Annotated in this window: 18 protein-coding genes; all 18 read left to right on the top strand. The window is 44.9% G+C overall.

Annotated features, from left to right (window positions below; all coding sequences use genetic code 11):
• Positions 1–2: 2 nt before the first annotated feature.
• Positions 3–854 (top strand): SMP-30/gluconolactonase/LRE family protein, encoded by an 852-nt coding sequence (locus PHILAsVB114_RS05045; RefSeq protein WP_095698290.1) that lies wholly within the window; start codon positions 3–5, stop codon positions 852–854.
• 33 nt (positions 855–887) lie between these two features.
• Positions 888–1,745 carry a fumarylacetoacetate hydrolase family protein gene (locus PHILAsVB114_RS05040; RefSeq protein ID WP_095698289.1) on the top strand — a complete coding sequence of 286 codons (858 nt, stop codon included), beginning with the start codon at positions 888–890 and terminating at the stop codon, positions 1,743–1,745.
• Positions 1,746–2,495: an SDR family NAD(P)-dependent oxidoreductase gene (locus PHILAsVB114_RS05035; protein ID WP_095698288.1), complete on the top strand. Its 750-nt coding sequence runs from the start codon at positions 1,746–1,748 to the stop codon at positions 2,493–2,495. It begins immediately after the preceding gene.
• Positions 2,496–2,499: 4 nt separating this feature from the next.
• A complete protein-coding gene (locus tag PHILAsVB114_RS05030) occupies positions 2,500–3,885 on the top strand; it encodes an FAD-binding oxidoreductase (protein ID WP_095698287.1) in 1,386 nt (461 codons plus the stop codon).
• A gap of 121 nt (positions 3,886–4,006) precedes the next feature.
• Positions 4,007–5,494 carry an FAD-binding oxidoreductase gene (locus PHILAsVB114_RS05025; protein ID WP_157906155.1) on the top strand — a complete coding sequence of 496 codons (1,488 nt, stop codon included), beginning with the start codon at positions 4,007–4,009 and terminating at the stop codon, positions 5,492–5,494.
• Positions 5,495–5,525: 31 nt separating this feature from the next.
• The gene (locus tag PHILAsVB114_RS05020; protein WP_095698285.1) at positions 5,526–6,425 is read left to right on the top strand and encodes a sugar phosphate isomerase/epimerase family protein; all 900 of its coding nucleotides are present in this window, start codon (positions 5,526–5,528) and stop codon (positions 6,423–6,425) included.
• Between the two features lie 5 nt (positions 6,426–6,430).
• Positions 6,431–7,663, top strand: coding sequence for a Tm-1-like ATP-binding domain-containing protein (locus PHILAsVB114_RS05015; protein WP_157906154.1), 1,233 nt, complete (start codon positions 6,431–6,433; stop codon positions 7,661–7,663).
• Between the two features lie 15 nt (positions 7,664–7,678).
• The gene (locus PHILAsVB114_RS05010) at positions 7,679–8,599 is read left to right on the top strand and encodes a creatininase family protein (protein WP_095698283.1); all 921 of its coding nucleotides are present in this window, start codon (positions 7,679–7,681) and stop codon (positions 8,597–8,599) included.
• A gap of 31 nt (positions 8,600–8,630) precedes the next feature.
• Positions 8,631–9,335 (top strand): GntR family transcriptional regulator, encoded by a 705-nt coding sequence (locus tag PHILAsVB114_RS05005; protein ID WP_095698282.1) that lies wholly within the window; start codon positions 8,631–8,633, stop codon positions 9,333–9,335.
• Positions 9,336–9,449: 114 nt separating this feature from the next.
• Positions 9,450–10,313 (top strand): branched-chain amino acid ABC transporter permease, encoded by an 864-nt coding sequence (locus PHILAsVB114_RS05000; protein WP_095698281.1) that lies wholly within the window; start codon positions 9,450–9,452, stop codon positions 10,311–10,313.
• Positions 10,310–11,269, top strand: coding sequence for a branched-chain amino acid ABC transporter permease (locus tag PHILAsVB114_RS04995; RefSeq protein ID WP_095698280.1), 960 nt, complete (start codon positions 10,310–10,312; stop codon positions 11,267–11,269). Before PHILAsVB114_RS05000 ends, PHILAsVB114_RS04995 begins: the two co-directional genes overlap by 4 nt.
• A gap of 117 nt (positions 11,270–11,386) precedes the next feature.
• Positions 11,387–12,619 carry an ABC transporter substrate-binding protein gene (locus PHILAsVB114_RS04990; RefSeq protein ID WP_095698279.1) on the top strand — a complete coding sequence of 411 codons (1,233 nt, stop codon included), beginning with the start codon at positions 11,387–11,389 and terminating at the stop codon, positions 12,617–12,619.
• A gap of 6 nt (positions 12,620–12,625) precedes the next feature.
• Positions 12,626–13,399 (top strand): ABC transporter ATP-binding protein, encoded by a 774-nt coding sequence (locus PHILAsVB114_RS04985; protein ID WP_095698278.1) that lies wholly within the window; start codon positions 12,626–12,628, stop codon positions 13,397–13,399.
• The gene (locus PHILAsVB114_RS04980; RefSeq protein ID WP_095698277.1) at positions 13,392–14,087 is read left to right on the top strand and encodes an ABC transporter ATP-binding protein; all 696 of its coding nucleotides are present in this window, start codon (positions 13,392–13,394) and stop codon (positions 14,085–14,087) included. Before PHILAsVB114_RS04985 ends, PHILAsVB114_RS04980 begins: the two co-directional genes overlap by 8 nt.
• A gap of 21 nt (positions 14,088–14,108) precedes the next feature.
• Entirely contained in the window at positions 14,109–15,275 is a 1,167-nt protein-coding gene (locus tag PHILAsVB114_RS04975; protein WP_095698276.1) for a Gfo/Idh/MocA family protein, read from the top strand.
• Positions 15,276–15,287: 12 nt separating this feature from the next.
• On the top strand, positions 15,288–16,295 hold the full coding sequence (locus PHILAsVB114_RS04970; RefSeq protein ID WP_095698275.1) for a sugar phosphate isomerase/epimerase family protein: 1,008 nt from the start codon (positions 15,288–15,290) through the stop codon (positions 16,293–16,295).
• Between the two features lie 90 nt (positions 16,296–16,385).
• On the top strand, positions 16,386–16,910 hold the full coding sequence (mobA, locus tag PHILAsVB114_RS04965; RefSeq protein WP_095698274.1) for a molybdenum cofactor guanylyltransferase: 525 nt from the start codon (positions 16,386–16,388) through the stop codon (positions 16,908–16,910).
• A gap of 3 nt (positions 16,911–16,913) precedes the next feature.
• On the top strand, positions 16,914–17,645 hold the full coding sequence (locus tag PHILAsVB114_RS04960) for a sulfite exporter TauE/SafE family protein (protein ID WP_095698273.1): 732 nt from the start codon (positions 16,914–16,916) through the stop codon (positions 17,643–17,645).
• The last annotated feature ends 39 nt before the right edge of the window (positions 17,646–17,684 follow it).

The following is a 17,684-nucleotide window of genomic DNA, read 5'->3' as shown; positions in this document are numbered from 1 at the left end:
CCATGAATATTCGAGCGATTTCAGAAGTGGTTTCTGATTTGGGTGAAGGCCCAATCTGGAGTCCTCAAACTAATTGCGTAACGTGGACAGATATCACGCAAAATATTTTTCACACCGCAGATATAGAAACTGGAGCAACACAGAGTTTTAGCGCACCATCAATGGTTGGGGCTATTGCTCACACCCGTGGTGGAGATTACGTAGCAGCAAATCAAGAGGGTTTTGCCTTTGTTGGTATCGATGGAAAATTCTCACAGTTGCACTCTTTTCTTGCAGATGACATGCGCATGAATGATGGAAAAGTTGATCCTGTTGGACGTTTCTGGGCAGGCAGTCTCGCACTTTCATTTGAAGCCGAACGCGGATCTTTATACGTATTAGAAAAAGATGGTTCTTACAGAAGTGTTTTAGATAAATGCACACTTTCAAATGGAATGGGCTGGAGCCCAGATGCTCATTATTTTTATTACATCGATAGCATTCCAGGAGTACTAAAGAGATTTGATTTTGATTCGGTACAGGGCCGTATTAGTAATCCAATCGAGTTAATTACCTTTGATACTTCAAAAGGAATTCCAGATGGAATGTCAGTTAGCTCCGATGGAAAAATTGTTGTTGCGTTGTGGGATGGTGGACGTGTCGAAATTTATGAACCTGATGGCACAAAAGCAACAGAGATTGAATTGGGAGTAAGCAGGCCAACATCATGCACATTTGGTGGAACAGATGGAAATGTTCTCATTGTTACAAGCGCTAGCCAGGGTATTGATCGCAGTAAAGAAGGGTTAGCAGGAAAAATCCTTGCCGTTACTGGCACGGGATTAAGTGGACTACCCGCACATCGATATGGTTAAGTTCATCAGTTATTTCAAGAGAGAGTTGAATCGTTGAAAATCGCGCGCATCGGAGCAGTTGGAAAAGAACGTGCTGCCGTGATTTCTGGTGAAACTGTAATTTTTGTGGATTCAATCATCTCTGATTGGTCACGTAGTGAATTAGAAAATGGTGCCCTCAGCAAGGTAGCGGCTGCCGATTTATCTGCTCTTGCCTCTGAGCCACTCGGTAAGAGTCGAATCGGTGCGCCAATTCAAAATCCAACGAAGGTTATTTGCGTTGGACTTAATTATTTGGGACATATTAAAGAAGCCAACGCAGAGACTCCTAAAGAGCCAATTATTTTTATGAAGGCACCGGACAGTGTGGTTGGTCCAAATGATGACATTGTTATTCCACCAAATAGCGAAGCAACAGATTATGAAGTTGAACTCGCTATTGTGATTGGCAAGAAGGCTCTGTATTTGGAGTCACCAGATCAAGCCCCAGAACATATCTTGGGTTATTCCATTAGCCAAGATGTCAGCGAACGTCATTGGCAATTAGAGCGTTCCGGACAATGGGTTAAAGGAAAATCATTCCCAACTTTTAATCCGATTGGCCCATGTGTTGTTACTGCTGATGAAATTAATGGATCTAATCTTCGTTTGTGGTGCAGCGTAGATGGTCAAATGCGTCAAGATTCAAATACAAATGATCTACTCTTTGGAATCAACCATATTATTTGGTACATCAGCCAATTCATGGAGCTATGCCCAGGAGATATTATTAATACTGGAACACCCTTTGGCGTAGGACTTGGCTATAAGCCGCCAAAATATCTGTGTGCGGGAAATGTTCTACGCACCGGCATCGAAGGAATTGGCGAAATTGAATCTAGGCTCGTTGCTTACTCGAAAGGCGGAAAGTAAATGAGTACAGATTTTCAAGGATTTAACGTTGTTATTACAGGTGCAGGCTCGGGAATTGGTTTGGCCGTTGCTAAGAAGCTAAAAGCACTAGGCGCGCAAGTTTTTGGATTAGATCTAAACGCCGGGGAGTTAGATGGTGTTGGCACGTGGATTGAGTGCGACATCGGAAGCGATGAATCAGTGACTAAAGCCTTTGCAAGTATTGCAGGCAAAGTTTCAAAGATTGACGTGCTCATTAATAACGCAGGTATTGGCGCACAAGGCGGGGTAGAAGCTGCAACCACTGAAGAGTGGAACAAAGTTTTGAACATAAATGTGATTGGCACATCTCGAGTAAGCGCGGCTGCACTTCCTTTACTTCGCAAGAGCACGGATGCAGCAATAGTTAATACATGTTCAGTTGTTGCAACTGTGGGCCTGCCTAAGCGCGCAATCTATAGCGCAAGCAAAGGTGCCATCTTGTCACTCACCCTTGCAATGGCCGCAGACTTGCTTCCAGAAAAAATCAGAGTGAATTGTGTTAATCCTGGAACAGCTGAAACTCCATGGATAGGTCGCTTGTTATCGCAAGCAGCTGATCCTGCAAAAGAACGTGCAGCACTTGAAGCGCGTCAACCAATGGGCAGACTCGTTAGCGCAGATGAAGTAGCCAATGCAATTATTTATTTAGCGCATCCGGGACAGAAATCAACTACTGGCACCGTCCTCGCTGTTGATGGCGGACTACATAGTTTGAACCTGCCTAAGTAAAAAAATGCGCACACGTATAGAGCTAACCACTGACCAAATAGCAGCACTTGGCGCCCTCGTTGATGGTCGCATATCAACAAATGATTCGGTTCTAGATTTACATGGCAGAGATGAATCAGCATTTCCACCAGTGAAGCCATCTGCAGTTATTACTGTTCACACAACGCAAGAAGTCTCTGATGTTTTAAAGTACTGCAACTCCCACGATATTCCAGTTGTGGCATTTGGCGCAGGAACATCTCTGGAAGGCCATGTTCTTCCACTCTTTGGTGGCATTTCATTAGATCTCAGCGCTATGGACAAAATCCTTGAGATAAGTCCAGATGATTTAACTGTTCGTGTGCAAGCAGGTGTAAAGCGCATGGCGCTGAATAAAAAGATTTCATCAGATGGTTTGTTTTTCTCTGTTGATCCTGGCGCTGATGCAACTATTGGTGGAATGACTTCAACAGGTGCAGCAGGCACTACAACTGTGCGCTACGGTTCAATGCGAGAAAATGTTCTCAAATTAACCGCGGTGTTAGCCGATGGAACAATTATTGAAACAGGGCGCGAAACACGTAAGTTATCTGCTGGGTATGACCTCACACGTTTAATTGTTGGATCAGAAGGAACCTTGGCAATAGTTACGGAGATAACTCTTCGTGTATTTGGCATTCCTGAAAAAATGGCTGCAGCAGTCTCACGCTTTCCAACTTTGGCAGATGGCGTCCAAGCAGCAATTGCAGTTGTGCGCTCAGGAGTTGCAATTGCTCGCTGCGAATTTCTAGACGCACAATGCATAAAAAATGTTAATGCCCATGATGGCCTTAATTTAGAAGAAGCTCCAACGCTGCTCTTTGAATTTCATGGAAGCCCACGTAGCGTTGAGGAGGATGCACACGTCGTTCAAGAAATTGCTGCAGAGTTTGGCGGAACAAACTTTGAATGGACATCTGAAGAAGGCGCTCGTCGCAAATTATGGCAAGCACGTCACAATGCATATTGGGCAGGAATTTCGGCGCATCCAGGTAAGCGCGCGATAAGTACAGATGCTGCAGTGCCGCTATCTAAATTAGCTGAAGCCGTTGCGCTCACTGAGAAAATTCTGAGCCAATCTGCATTTCCATTTTCGATTCTTGGTCACGTGGCAGATGGGAATTTTCACGCCTTCATAATTACTGATCCGAATAAACCCGAAGAGTTACCTGCAGTTAGAGATCTCACCCACCACATGACTGATGCGATTATTGATATGGGTGGAACGTGCACGGGCGAGCATGGAATTGGCGCGGGCAAGATTTCATCCCTTGAAAAAGAGGCTGGCCCAGGCTCAATGGCAGTCATGCTTTCGATCAAAAAGGCCTTAGATCCCAAAGGCATCTTAAATCCGGGCAAAATTTTCGCCTAAGAACGCCTGAAAATACTCTGGCCCACACCCTTGACGGGGGTGGAAGAGGCACATAACATCCTTACTTGTATACAAGTTGGAATACGAAGACAGGGTAGATGAGGGAACAAGGGGGCGTCGGGTGTACCAAAAGCGAGACTTAGACCAGAGCACTATTCGTGATCAGTATTTAATTGCGCAGGTTCAACGTGAGATTGCATCAGTTGTGGGACCAGAGAATGTAAATACAGATGAAACATTGTTACACGAACAATCTGCTGATTGGTCTTGGATTTCGCAATACCTCAAGTACAAGTCTTTGCCTGTACCAACTGCAGATATTTATGTTCGTCCAGGAACTGCAGAAGAAGTCGCAGAAGTTTTGCGTATTGCATGCGAATACAAAATTCCAGTTGTGCCCCGCGGAGGTGGTTCAGGTACACAAGGTGGAACATTTGCGATCTACGGGGGTATCGCAATGGATCTTCGCCGACTCAATAAAGTTTTGCACATTGATGAAGTTTCAATGATTGTTACTGCTGAAGCAGGAATTGAAGGACCAGAGCTTGAGAAAATTCTTAACGCTAAAGGTTTAACAATGCCGCACTACCCAGGCTCTTTTCACTTCGGTGCAACACTCGGTGGTTATTTAGCAGCTCGCGGATCTGGCGTTGTTTCAACAAAATATGGAAAAGCAGAAGATCTAGTTTTGCAATTAGAAGCAGCCGTCCCACCAGGAAAACTTGTGGAAACGATGAAAGTTCCAAACCATGCATCTGGTCCTGGCATTATGCAAGCAATTGTTGGCTCTGAAGGAACACTTGGAATTATTACCAAGGCATCTATGCGGATTGAAAGAATCCCAGAGTCAATGGAGTTCTTATCCTACGGATTTAAAAATATTTCTGAAGGAATCGAAGCTGCCCGTCGCATCATGACAGATCGTTGGCGTCCAGCAGTTATTCGCTTATACGATGAAGCAGATAGCGCGAAACTTTCATCATGGCTTAACTTGGGCGTAGAAGGTGTATTACTCATCATCATGTGCGATGGTAAAAAAGCACTCACAGCACTTGAAAGTTCTGAGATTGCAAAACTCTGCGAAGCAGTTGGTGGAAAGTCATATGGTCCTGAAATCGGCAAGATGTGGTGGGACGGTAAGTACGAACCATTTAAGCACGGCAATATTCCTGCGCCACCGCAGGTCTTTGGCACGACAGATACATGTGCTCGCTTTGAAGATCTAGAAAAGATTTATTGGGCGAAGAAAAAAGTTATTGAAGAAGGCTTCTCTGAATACAAAGCGCGCTACACCGCACATTTTTCACACTGGTTCCCATGGGGCGGAATGATTTACGATCGTTTTTATATTGATAATGGACCAGAAGATCCTCAAGAAGCTATTGCTCTTCACGACCGAGTTTGGGATGCTGCGATTAAGGCCAGCCTCGATAACGGGGGTTCACTTAATGAACACCACGGTGTTGGGTTAAAGCTCGGGCGCTTCATGCGAGTACAGCATGGCGCCGCATTTGATTTACTCCTTGGAGTAAAAGACGCGTGGGATCCGGACGGAATCCTGAATCCAGGAAAACTTGGATTCGGACCTCCGAAGAACGGGCGTTACTAGAAACCCTCTGATTCTTTTTGAAAGGAGAATCATGCATCTATCAATGCATAACTGGATGCGCGCAGAACCTATTAAGGTGACAATCGCGCGTCTAGCCAAGTATGGCTATAAGAGCATCGAGATCAGCGGTGAACCAGAGCAATTCGGACAGAATGGAAGTAAGGACACCAAGAAATTACTTGATGACCATGGTCTTAAGTGCTGGGGTTCTGTAACTCTCATGCTCGGCGAGCGAAATCTCGTTGCAGCAGATTCCGGACAGCGCGCCAAGTCAGTGCAGTACACAAAAGACTGCATCACTATGGTTAAAGAACTCGATGGATATGAAATGACAATCGTGCCTGCAACAGTTGGAAAGATTGTTGCCGATGCGACTGCCGACGAAGAGTGGAAGTGGGCCGTTGAGTCCATGAAAGAAATTTATGAGCACTCAGAAAAAGCTGGAGTTCGTTTAGCAATTGAGCCACTTAATCGCTTTGAAACGTACTTCATTAACCGAGCTGAACAAGCAATGGCTCTGGCTGAGGCGACTGGTCCAAATTGTGGTGTGTGTCTTGATGCATTCCACATCAACATCGAAGAAGCAGATCTATACGAAGCAATTCGCAGCACAAAGGGTCGCCTGACCGACTTCCACGTTGCTGATAACAATCGTATGCCTGCAGGTCACGGTGATTATGACTGGAAGAAAGTAATTTCAACACTCAAGAGCATCGGTTATGACGGCGCACTCACAGCAGAGTTCGTTGCTCCAATCGATCGCACTCCTGCTAACCACTATAAGAATGCTTTGGAAACAAACTTCGATAACGTGGATATCAGTCCAGAACAACTTAAGTTCATCATCGACCACGGTTCAAACATTCTTACAGAATCGTTCTATGACTGGCTGGTTGAAGAGAACGCTAAGCATTTGCTTCCTTTGATTTAATCATCGTGAGCAAATCAGTTCTCATCATCGCCACTTTAGATACTAAAGGTCCTGAAGCGGCTTATATTCGAGATGGCTTAAACCGTCTCGGAATTAAGACGACTGTGATTGATACGGGAATTCTGGGTGAACCACTCGGAATTACTCCTGATATTTCTCACGAGGACTTAGCAATCTTTGGTGGAATCACTCTGCACGAGTTACAGAATTCTGGAACTCGCGGGCGCGCAGTGGAACGAATGAGAACTTTTGTAATCAAAAAAGTAACGGAACTTCATTCCAAGGGACAGGTCCTCGGCGCCATCGGTATCGGTGGCGCTGAGGGCTCCGTTATGGGAGCCGGTGCACTAATGAGTTTGCCCATTGGTGTTCCAAAATTAGTTCTATCTCCAATTGCATCTGGTCGTCACGAATTTGGTCCACTCGTTGGAACAAGTGACATGTTGGTGATGCATACAGTGATCGACATTTTAGGTTTGAACCATATTTCAAAGACAATTTATGACAACGCGGTTGCAGCGATGGCAGGACTTGTAAATCACGGTCACGAATTAACAGTGCCACCAGAAGGCAGTAAGTACGTCGCAGTCACCATGTTGGGTAACACAACAACAGCTGTGATGGCGCTACAAAAAGAGTTAGAAAAATCAGGATTTGAAGTTGTCACATTTCATGCAAATGGCGTGGGCGGACCTGCGATGGAAGAACTTGCAGAAGCTGGCCAATTTGTAGGCGTTATTGATTTCACGCCATCTGAAATCGTTGGAACTCTCGTTGGTGGAATTCACTATGGCGGGCCACGTCGCATGAAGCGCGTAGGCCCACTTGGTATCCCACAAATACTTGTTCCTGCATGTGTTGATTTTTCTGTGCATCACACAACATCGATAACAAATGAGTTTAAGAACCGCCCAATTTATGATCACAATCCAGAGTTCGCGCTTGCTCGTTGTACCAGAGAAGAGATGGGCAAGATAGGTGCATATTTTGCTGAATGTGCCAATACGGCTAAAGGTCCAATTGAAATTGTTATTCCTGGCGAAGGTTATTCAATTCCAAATATTCCTGGCGGTGTTTTCTGGGATAGAGATGCAGATGCAACATTTGAAACAGAGCTTATGAAGAACCTCAACTCAGACATATCAGTTGAGAAGTTACCTTTGCATGCTAACTCTGATGAGTTTGGTATTGCAGTTGCACAACGTTTTCTAGCACTAATCAGCGTACGAGAAAAATAAGCCAAAGGAGCCCAGATGACCAGTTACATAACGCCCCCAAGAAAAGTTCCACACATCACAACGGGGGATGACGTCTTCCGCAATAAGTTCCGTTCATGGAATATTGCCGATCTCTCTTATGTAGACATCAATGAGTATTTAGCAGAAAAAGATGTCGTGCTTGTTCCAATGGCTAGTACAGAACAACATGGACCGCACTTGCCGTTGTACACAGACACAATCACAGCAGTAGAAGTTTCTGCTCGCGTATCTGAACAAATTGGTATTTTGCACACACCACCAATTTGGACTGGTTATTCACCACAACACATGTATGGACCAGGTCAAGGTCGCGGAACAATCACAGTTCGTGCCGAGACCCTCAATAACTTGATGTATGACGTTGCACGTTCATTGATTCACCATGGATTCAACCGAATCATCTTTGTTAATGGTCATGGCTCGAACATCAAAGTTGTTGATCCTGTACTTCGTAAATTGCGTTATGAAACCAATGCACTCATAGGTTTCGTAAAGCCTTACATGGAGCGTTATACAGGCGTACTTGCTGGTCTCATGGAAAACCCGCCTGAAGAGACACCAGGTTGGCACTCCAGTGAGCTCGAAACTTCACAAGATATGGCCTGGAATGATGGGTTAGTTCGTATGGAACGCGCAGTAGATACACGCGCACATACGCCAGCGTTCTTGCCTAAATCATTTTCAAAAGATGACGGTATGCCAGATGTGGAGTTTGAGGGTTATCAGTACTTCCAATTCCCTATGGATCACCACGAGTTTGTTGATAACGGAATCATCGGTAACCCAATGCGCGCGACAAAAGCAAAGGGAGAAGAAGCATTTCATCGCTTTAGCTCTCACGTTTCAAAGGGTGTACTTGAACTAATGAAGGTTCCAGTTAATGTCAAAAACAGAGAATTTATTAATCGCGTCTGATTAATAAGTTTAATAACAGAGGAGAAAAGTAATGGCAGTAAAGAAAGTCATAGCTAAGTTGGATCCGAAAACTTCGGAGTCCCTTGGTGCTGACGCTTACGAGTGGCTTATTGCTGCCATTACATCGTTTCGGATTCCAACTAACTCTCAAATTTCAGAGAACAAATTAGCAGCAGAATTGGGTGTCAGTCGAACACCAGTTCGCGAAGCACTCAAGCGTTTAGAAACCGAAGGAATTGTTAAGCGCGGTGAAGCAGGTCGCTTCACTGTCGCAATGTTGACAGCAAAAGATGTTGATGAAGCGATAGATCTTTTGATCTTGTGTGATACATACATGTTCCAACGTGCAGCCAAGAATATTGATAATGCAGGAGCCCAGATTCTTAAAGAGGCTGCCGCAAGCATGTCTCAATCTGCAGCAAAAGGAGATCGTGATGGCTGGATTGCTCACGATAAAATTTTCCATGAAACAATTATGCGAGCAGCTAACAATGAAATGATTGCTGAAGTTTCACGAGTAACTCGCCAACGTATTCAACGTTTCTGGGCGCGCTCTGTTTCTGGTGCGCGCGATCTTGTGACATGTTCAGATGAGCACAAAGAAATCGCACAAGGAATTATCGGGAAAGACATGAACGCCATCAACAAATCAGTGGAAGGCCACCTCGGCCACCTGCGGGGAAACATGCACGAGATTGTTGCTTCGATGGCGCCGTTTTTTGGGAATCAAGGCTGAATAACGAATGAATAACGCCCGAAATTTGTGGCAAATTCCATTGACTTGCCCCCAGCCTCTCCACTTGTATACAGGTGTAGATACAAGGTGGAGTACCCCGAGAGAGGAGTATCGATGACGCAATTCATTTTTACTTTTCTCAATGGACTCACCCTTGCTGGGTTGTATTTTCTTGTTGCAAGTGGATTAACACTGATCTTTGGTTTGATGCGCGTTATTAACTTGGCGCACGGCGCTTTCTATTTATTAGCAGGTTATGTCTCATGGACCGTCGCAGATAAAACCGATAATTGGTTCTATGGAGCTGTTGCAGGCGCCCTCACTTTAGGTGTTTTCGGCACGCTTGTTTATGTTTTATTGCTTCGCAAGTTTCAATATGAAGAGCTCCGCGTTGCTCTGATCACGCTGGGCGTCTCACTTGTACTTGCTCAAGCAATGCTTGCAATATTTGGCGGCGATTATTACCAAACAAATATTCCCGAGAGTGTTTCATTCTCGGTGCCGGTTCCAGGTCTTGGTCTTTCATATCCATTCTTTAGAATTTTCGTACTGATGCTTGCAATCCTTGTTGCAATCGGCTTATGGGTCTTCATTTCAAAGACTCGCTACGGCGCAATAATTCGCGCAGGCGTAGATGACACAACGATGGTCTCAGCCCTTGGCATCAACGTGAAGGCAGTGTTTATCTGGATCTTCTTCCTAGGATCCTTACTGGTTGGCTTTGCTGGATCCGTAGGTGGAACCACAAACTCATTTGGTATGGGCACAGATGGTGACTATTTACTCTTCTCACTTCAAGTAGTCATCATTGGCGGACTTGGTTCCATCGGTGGTGTAGCAATTGGTTCATTTTTAGTTGGAGTTATTGGTCAATTTGCGACTGGCTATTTCCCAACATTTGCCGGAATTATCACATTCGCAATGCTTATTCTGATTTTGGCGTTTCGACCACAGGGAATCTTGGGGAAGAAACAATGAACAGAAAACGCATCATGTACGCCGTTGTTTTAATACTGGCCTTGGCATTTCCGTTCATCACACCAGATCCAGATTTCTGGGTATCAAGTGGTGGAGCTCGCGCACTGTGGCTCGGCGTAACGGCTTTGAGTATGTCATTTCTTAATCGCAATCTTGGACTGATGTCACTCGGCCAACTCTTCTTCTCAGGTGTTGCCGGATACATCGTTGCGATTAGTTCAGTTACACACAATGTTAAATTCGGAACATCCGTTCCTTTAGCAATTTTGGCCGGAACACTTTCAGGCGTGTTAATTGGATGGATTGCGCTCAAAACAAAAGGCGTGTATTTCTTAATGCTCACTCTTGCCGTGACACTTGGACTCTATTCATTTGCTAATCAAGCGCAAGAAATAACACGTGGCCACACAGGTATCAACAGCATTCCAGCCCCAATTATTTTTGGCATGGATTTTGCTTATGTAAAGCCGCTCTATTACTTATTCCTTGGAATTGCCGTAGTTCTCTTTGCCCTCTGTAAATTCCTGGAGAAAACTTCATTTGGAATTGCACTCAAAGGTGTTCGCGACAATGAAGATCGAATGATTTCAATGGGTTATCGCACTATGCCACTAAAGATGATTGCATTTGTATTCTCATCCTTTATTGCATCCATTGCTGGGGTCATGGGCGTTTTCTACGTCACCAATATTTCACCAGATAGCGTCGGATTAATTCGTTCCATCGACTTGCTCGTAATTGTTGTAGTGGGTGGCGCAACGTATCTCGGGGGTGCATTTGTTGGTGCAGCTCTGATCGCCGTATTTGAAGCAATTATTCAAGACTTTACTCAGTACTACGTGGGCGCAACAGGAATTCTTTTCATTGTGGTCCTCATGCTTGCACCTCAGGGACTAATGGGAATTTCTGCACAGGTACGTGCACGACGTGGGAAAAAAGCTGGTGCATCAGCATGAATGCACATCTAAGTTTCTGTCTTCTAGTGAAGACAGATTTGTTCAGAACTAGCGTCAGGCAGTTCCGACACAACGGTTGAAGAAAATCTTCAACTACAAACCGAACAGGGGAGATACATGAAGGCACAACGTATAAGCCGCACCGCCATTGTTGGCGTTGTAGCAGGTGTACTTGCAGCTGGCTTAGTAACAGCACCCTCAAGCCAAGCCGCTGGTACCATCAAAATCGGATACCTCAATGCAACCATTGGGCCATTCGCTGGTGGAGCACCTCAGATCACAATTGGTCTGAACATTGCACTGAAGGAAATCAAAAGCACAGTTGCCGGAAAGAAGATCGTTATTCTTGAAGAAGCAACGGATGCAACTCCACAACTAGCTCTTGAAAAAGCTAAGAAGCTTATCGAGAAGGACAAAGTAGACATTCTCTTTGGACCACTTTCAGGTGACGAAGGCGTTGCAATTGCGCGTCTGTCAAAGAAGTATCCAAAGGTAACTTTCATCAACACAACTGGCTCAGCATCAGAAGCTACAAATGAGCAACCATCAAAGAACTTCTTCCGTTTCCACGGAGATGCTGCTCAGTGGTCAGGTGGTGTAGGTGAAATCGCTTACAAGACACTTGGTTACAAGCGCGTGGCAATCATTGCTGATGACTACTCATTCCCTTACGCAAACGCTGGTGGCTTTGCTACTGGTTTCTGTAAGTCAGGCGGAGTAATTGTTGCAGCACAATGGCCAGCACTTGGTACAAAAGATTACTCATCACAAATTGCAGCACTTCCAAAAGATATTGATGCAATTTACGCAGGACTTGGTGGAGCTGACGCTGTTCAGTTCTTGAAGCAAGCTGTTCAGTTCGGTATTACTAAGCCATTGATCGGTGGAGCAATCCTCGTTGATGGAACAGTTCTTGGATCCAAGGCTGACATTGGTGATGCAGTACTTAACACCATTGGTGGCGGACCAGTTCCTGATGATTCATATTCAACACCTGAATACGACAAGTTCAAGGCACAGCTCACTGCAGCTGGCACTGGACCAAACATCTTCAGTGTTCTTGGATATGTATCAGCTAAGTCAATGCTTGCAGGTCTTGTTGCAGTAAAGGGTGACCTTTCAAACAACCAGGCTGCATACCGCAAGGTTCTTTCAACATTAAAGTGGAATACACCAACAGGTCCACTTTCAATGGATAAGAACCGCAACGCAATTGTTTCTAACTTCATCTATCAGGTTATTTCTGATGGCAAGGGTGGATTCAAGACTAAGTCACTTAAGCGTCAAGATAAGGTCGCTCAAGGAACTAAGGTCTTCGGTCGCGTTAACTCTTGTGCGGACGTGAAGTAAACAAACATGTCAACAACCACTAAAGCCGGTACACACGCTCTATCACTGAGCGCTGTTTCACGTAACTTTGGTGGTATTCGCGCCGTGGCTGACATCAGCTTTGATGTCAGCCACGGAAAGCGATTAACAATTATTGGAACAAATGGTGCTGGTAAATCAACACTCTTTAACTTAATTACTGGTGTTTACCCTTTGAGCAGTGGATCTATTTCAGTTTTCGGACAAGATGTTTCAAAACAGCCTGCTTATAGCCGGGCTAAGTTAGGTATTGCGCGTACTTTTCAAACTTCAAAGTTATTCCAGGGTCTAACAGTGCGTGAAAATCTGTACACCTCTTTGCGACAGGCTTTGGGAGAAAAGAAAATTAGCTGGTTAGCAAATCCCTCAGAATCTGATCGATTACGCACCGAAAGTACTTCTATTCTCGAAAGAGTTGATCTGCTCAAGAAATCAGATGTTTTAGTTTCAGATATTTCACACGGTGAATCTCGCCAACTTGAAGTTGCAATGGCACTAGCTATGCGCCCAAAGATTTTGATGCTCGATGAACCAGCAGCTGGCATAAGTCCAACCGAGCGCGGTCGTCTTGTAGATCTACTTAAATCTTTAGATAAAGAAATGACTCTAGTTTTGATCGAACACGATATGGCTGTGGCCCTGGCCGTTGCCGATGAAGTCATCGTTATGCACGATGGAACAATGTTTATGCAAGGTTCACCGGATGAAGTTAGAAATAGTTCTGCAGTGCGTGATCTTTACCTAGGGAGCAATCATGAGTGATCTCATTATTTCTGGCGTTGAGGCTGGATATGGTCATGTGCGCGTGCTTCATGGCGTGAATCTAAAAGTTTCAGATAAACCCGTTGCGCTCATGGGCAGAAATGGAATGGGCAAATCCACTCTTGCTCAAGCAATCATGGGATTAAACGCAACAACTGCAGGCACTATTACTTACGGAGATGTCACACTAACTGGTTTATCTCCAACAAAGATTGCCAATGCAGGAATTGGTTATGTTCCACAGGGCCGTCGAGTATTTCCATCACTGACAGTTGATGAGCATTTGCGCATTCTTGAAAAACGCAATGGCCAATGGAGTGCGAAAAAAGTTTACGAATTATTCCCACGTCTTGCAGAACGCAAGAAAAATGGGGGAGCAATGCTCTCTGGTGGAGAACAACAAATGCTTGCAATCGGTCGTGCATTGATGACTAACCCAACACTTCTATTGATGGATGAACCTTCAGAAGGTTTGGCACCAGCAATCGTTGAGCACCTCGGTAACTCGCTACGAGATTTGGTTGCTCAAGGTCAACGAGTTTTATTGATCGAGCAAAACCTTAGGTTTGCATCAAATCTGTGCGATGAAATCGTCATTCTTTCTAATGGTGAAATACAAGCAACGGTTTCATCAAAGGAATTGCGCTCTAGCGCAGATTTACAAAACAAATATCTCGGGGTCGCTTAAAAAGAAAAAGGAGTCAGGAAAATGTCAAAGACTTTGCGTGTTGCAATGATTGGCTATGGCTTCATGGGAAAAGTGCATTCACATGCATGGAGGAGCGTTAATCACTTCTTCCCTGATGCTCCACAAGTTGAGATGAGTGTTATCTGCGGGCGAAGCAAAGATGCTCTTGAAGCCGCTCGTGTGACATTTGGGTGGAACGAAGCAGAAACTGATTGGAAGAAAGTAATCGCCAGAAGCGATATTGATGTTATTGATATTTGCACAGCTGGAGATACACACGAAGAAATTGCAATTGCCGCTCTTAAAGCTGGAAAGCATGTGATTTGCGAAAAGCCACTTGCAAACAATGGTAAAGAAGCAAAGGCGATGGCAGATGCCGCAGCAGATGCTGCAAAGAATGGAACCAAATCTATGGTTGCCTTTAATTATCGGCGTGTGCCTGCTTTAGCAGTTGCTAAACAATTTATTGATAGTGGAAAACTTGGGACAATTTTCCATGTTCGTGCCAACTACTTACAGGATTGGATTATTGATCCAGAATTCCCATTGGTGTGGCGCTTAGATAAGAAGACTGCAGGTTCTGGAGCCCTCGGTGATATCGCAGCTCACATCATCGATGCTTCTTATTTCTTAACAAGTTCGAAGATCACATCAGTAAGCGGACAACTAAAAACATTTATCAAGGAACGTCCGTTACCAGCGGCTTACACAGGTTTAACTGCTGGAACATCTGCAGGTCGTGGGCAGGTAACAGTTGATGACACCGCAGTATTTACTGCCAACTTTGAAAATGGCGCTATTGGAACATTTGAAGCAACGCGCTTTGCAGCCGGTCGTAAGAATGCAATGTCCATTGAAGTTAACGGCTCAAAGGGAAGTTTGTACTTCAACTTTGAAGACATGAACGAATTGTTATTCCACGACCACACCACAGCTTCATCTGAAGCAGGATTTAGAAAGATTCTGACAACAGATGGTGCGCAGCCATATGTTGCAGCGTGGTGGCCACCGGGACACATCATTGGTTATGAGCACACATTTACCCACGAGGTATATGACTTCGTTGTTGCAATTGATAAGAATTCAAACCCATCTCCTTCGTTTGCTGACGGTTTATACGTTCAGCAGGTTCTTGATGCGGTTGAAGCAAGTGCAGAAAATAAATCACAACTCACTAACGTGAAATAGAAGGAGAATAAAATGCCACGTCCAGTAACGCTATTCACCGGTCAATGGGCTGATCTGCCATTTGAAGAAATGTGCCGCCTTGCATCATCGTGGGGATATGACGGATTAGAAATTGCATGTTGGGGTGATCACTTTGAAGTTGATCGCGCACTCAACGAACCTGGATATATCGAGGGTCGTCATGCAATATTAAAAAAGCACAATCTCAAGGTATATGCAATCTCTAATCACCTTGTAGGACAGTCAGTATGTGATCATCCTATTGATGAGCGACACAAAGGAATTTTGCCTGCACGTCTATGGGGCGATGGAGATCCAGAAGGCGTACGTCAACGTTGCGCAACTGAAATGAAAGATACTGCTCGCGCGGCTGCAAAGCTCGGCGTTAAAGTTGTTATCGGTTTCACTGGTTCATCAATTTGGCACACACTTGCAATGTTCCCACCAGTACCACCAGCAATGATTGATGCTGGATACAAGGACTTTGCTGATCGCTGGAATCCAATTCTGGATGTCTTTGATGAAGTGGGCGTGAAGTTTGCACACGAAGTTCATCCATCAGAAATTGCTTACGACTATTGGACAACAGTTCGCACACTTGAAGCAATTAAGCATCGTCCAGCATTTGGATTGAACTTCGATCCAAGTCACTTTGTTTGGCAAGACCTTGATCCAGTTGGATTCTTATCCGATTTCAGAGATCGCATTTATCACGTGGACTGCAAAGAGTCTGTTAAACAACTAAACGGTCGCAATGGTCGTTTAGGTTCTCATCTTCCATGGGGTGATCAACGACGCGGATGGGACTTCGTATCTGTTGGTCATGGAGATGTTCCATGGGAAGCATGTTTCCGCATGCTTAATGCAATCGGTTATAACGGTCCAATTTCAGTTGAGTGGGAAGACGCTGGAATGGATCGTTTAATTGGTGGACCTGAATCACTTGAGTTCATTCGCAAGATGTGTGCGATCGAACCATCAGCTGCATCATTTGATGCTGCCTTCTCCTCAGGAAACTAATTTAGTTAACAAATCAACGCCCGCTTCACTCCTTTTACCTGTTCTAAGGAGTGCGGCGGGCAATGATTTTTATAGACCTATTATTTACACATGAAAACGTGGAGCGTCATCGTTTTATCTGGTGGCACGAACAAACGTTTTGGCTCTGATAAATCACAAGCGCTACTAAACGGGATAACACTTCTAGATCATGTACTTAGTTTCATTCCTGCAGATATTAAGACTGTCATTGTTGGCAAAGATGTATTTGAGCAACCTTCATTGGGCGGGCCGGTTGCAGGTATTGCACGTGGCTTACAGGAGGTAAATACCGAGTACGTAGCAATTGCTGCAGTTGATATGCCGTATAGCTCATCCTTGTTTCCACAACTTCTTGAAGCAATTAAAAACGATGTGGCAATGCCAGTTGATTCACAAGGATTTAAGCAACCGCTCTGTGGAATATATCGACGAGACGCACTGCTCGTTGCACTGACAAAACTAGGTGATGTTCACGGTCAATCTATGCGTGCTCTCTGCGATTTACTCATTATTGATCAAGTCAGCGTTGATGCCGCCGCGCTAGTAGATATTGATACACCAGAGGATTTAATCACTGCTCACGAGTTAAACTAAAGCATGCTCGAGTTCCTGCTTATTGCAGCCGTTGGCTTGCTAGTAGGTGTAATCAACGGAATGGCTGGGGGAGCATCAGTTATTTCATTTCCGGTATTGCTTGCCACAGGAATCTCACCAGTGAGTGCGGCGATGACAAATTCAATAGGTATTACGCCAGCTAATTTCTTTGCACTCATATCTATTCGACATCGAATAAAAGAGCTTGCCCGCGAGTATGCCAAATTAATTTGGATCTCAATCACTGCAACAATTCTTGGAGCGGTGGCCTTGATAAATGTGCCACCAGAGCTCTTCGAAAAAATAGTTCCGTTCTTACTTCTCTTTGCAACATTGAGCTTATTAATCAAGGTCAAGCCAAAAATTGACCCACGCCTACAAGTAAAAGAGAACATCGGAATTGCGGCCAGTGGTTTCTATTGTGGCTATTTTGGTCCCGGCCAAGGCGTCATGGTCATTGCAGTCCTTGCGCGAGATGCTCGCCGCACAACTTTGGATTTAAATCCGGCCAAGAATTTGATCGTTGGATGCACCAGCATTGTCTCCAACGTTATTTACATCTTCAGTGGCTTAGTACATTGGCCATTTGTGCTCGCGCTATTGGCTGGATCAACTGTGGGTGGAACCCTGGGCGGAAGAGGGGCCACCCGCATGAATCCAAATTTCTATAAGGGGCTGGTTTTGGTCACCGGCCTAGGCGCCAGCGCCTGGCTCTTCGCCAAATACCTGCTCTAGGAGGCTATTCATTCGTATACAACTGATATACGATCCCTT

It is taken from the genome of Candidatus Planktophila limnetica (genome assembly GCF_002288365.1).
Taxonomy (GTDB): domain Bacteria; phylum Actinomycetota; class Actinomycetes; order Nanopelagicales; family Nanopelagicaceae; genus Planktophila; species Planktophila limnetica.
The sequence above is the reverse complement of the archived record's forward strand: the minus strand, read 5'-3'. Positions and strand labels throughout refer to the sequence as shown.

What these genes read in the sequence shown, in the direction of transcription:
- PHILAsVB114_RS05045 (WP_095698290.1), top strand. Translation starts at nt 3, where the DNA reads ATGAATATTCGAGCGATTTCAGAAGTGGTTTCTGATTTGGGTGAAGGC.
- PHILAsVB114_RS05035 (WP_095698288.1), top strand. Translation starts at nt 1,746, where the DNA reads ATGAGTACAGATTTTCAAGGATTTAACGTTGTTATTACAGGTGCAGGC.
- PHILAsVB114_RS05030 (WP_095698287.1), top strand. Translation starts at nt 2,500, where the DNA reads ATGCGCACACGTATAGAGCTAACCACTGACCAAATAGCAGCACTTGGC.
- PHILAsVB114_RS05020 (WP_095698285.1), top strand. Translation starts at nt 5,526, where the DNA reads ATGCATCTATCAATGCATAACTGGATGCGCGCAGAACCTATTAAGGTG.
- PHILAsVB114_RS05010 (WP_095698283.1), top strand. Translation starts at nt 7,679, where the DNA reads ATGACCAGTTACATAACGCCCCCAAGAAAAGTTCCACACATCACAACG.
- PHILAsVB114_RS05005 (WP_095698282.1), top strand. Translation starts at nt 8,631, where the DNA reads ATGGCAGTAAAGAAAGTCATAGCTAAGTTGGATCCGAAAACTTCGGAG.
- PHILAsVB114_RS05000 (WP_095698281.1), top strand. Translation starts at nt 9,450, where the DNA reads ATGACGCAATTCATTTTTACTTTTCTCAATGGACTCACCCTTGCTGGG.
- PHILAsVB114_RS04995 (WP_095698280.1), top strand. Translation starts at nt 10,310, where the DNA reads ATGAACAGAAAACGCATCATGTACGCCGTTGTTTTAATACTGGCCTTG.
- PHILAsVB114_RS04990 (WP_095698279.1), top strand. Translation starts at nt 11,387, where the DNA reads ATGAAGGCACAACGTATAAGCCGCACCGCCATTGTTGGCGTTGTAGCA.
- PHILAsVB114_RS04985 (WP_095698278.1), top strand. Translation starts at nt 12,626, where the DNA reads ATGTCAACAACCACTAAAGCCGGTACACACGCTCTATCACTGAGCGCT.
- PHILAsVB114_RS04980 (WP_095698277.1), top strand. Translation starts at nt 13,392, where the DNA reads ATGAGTGATCTCATTATTTCTGGCGTTGAGGCTGGATATGGTCATGTG.
- PHILAsVB114_RS04975 (WP_095698276.1), top strand. Translation starts at nt 14,109, where the DNA reads ATGTCAAAGACTTTGCGTGTTGCAATGATTGGCTATGGCTTCATGGGA.
- PHILAsVB114_RS04970 (WP_095698275.1), top strand. Translation starts at nt 15,288, where the DNA reads ATGCCACGTCCAGTAACGCTATTCACCGGTCAATGGGCTGATCTGCCA.
- mobA (WP_095698274.1), top strand. Translation starts at nt 16,386, where the DNA reads ATGAAAACGTGGAGCGTCATCGTTTTATCTGGTGGCACGAACAAACGT.
- PHILAsVB114_RS04960 (WP_095698273.1), top strand. Translation starts at nt 16,914, where the DNA reads ATGCTCGAGTTCCTGCTTATTGCAGCCGTTGGCTTGCTAGTAGGTGTA.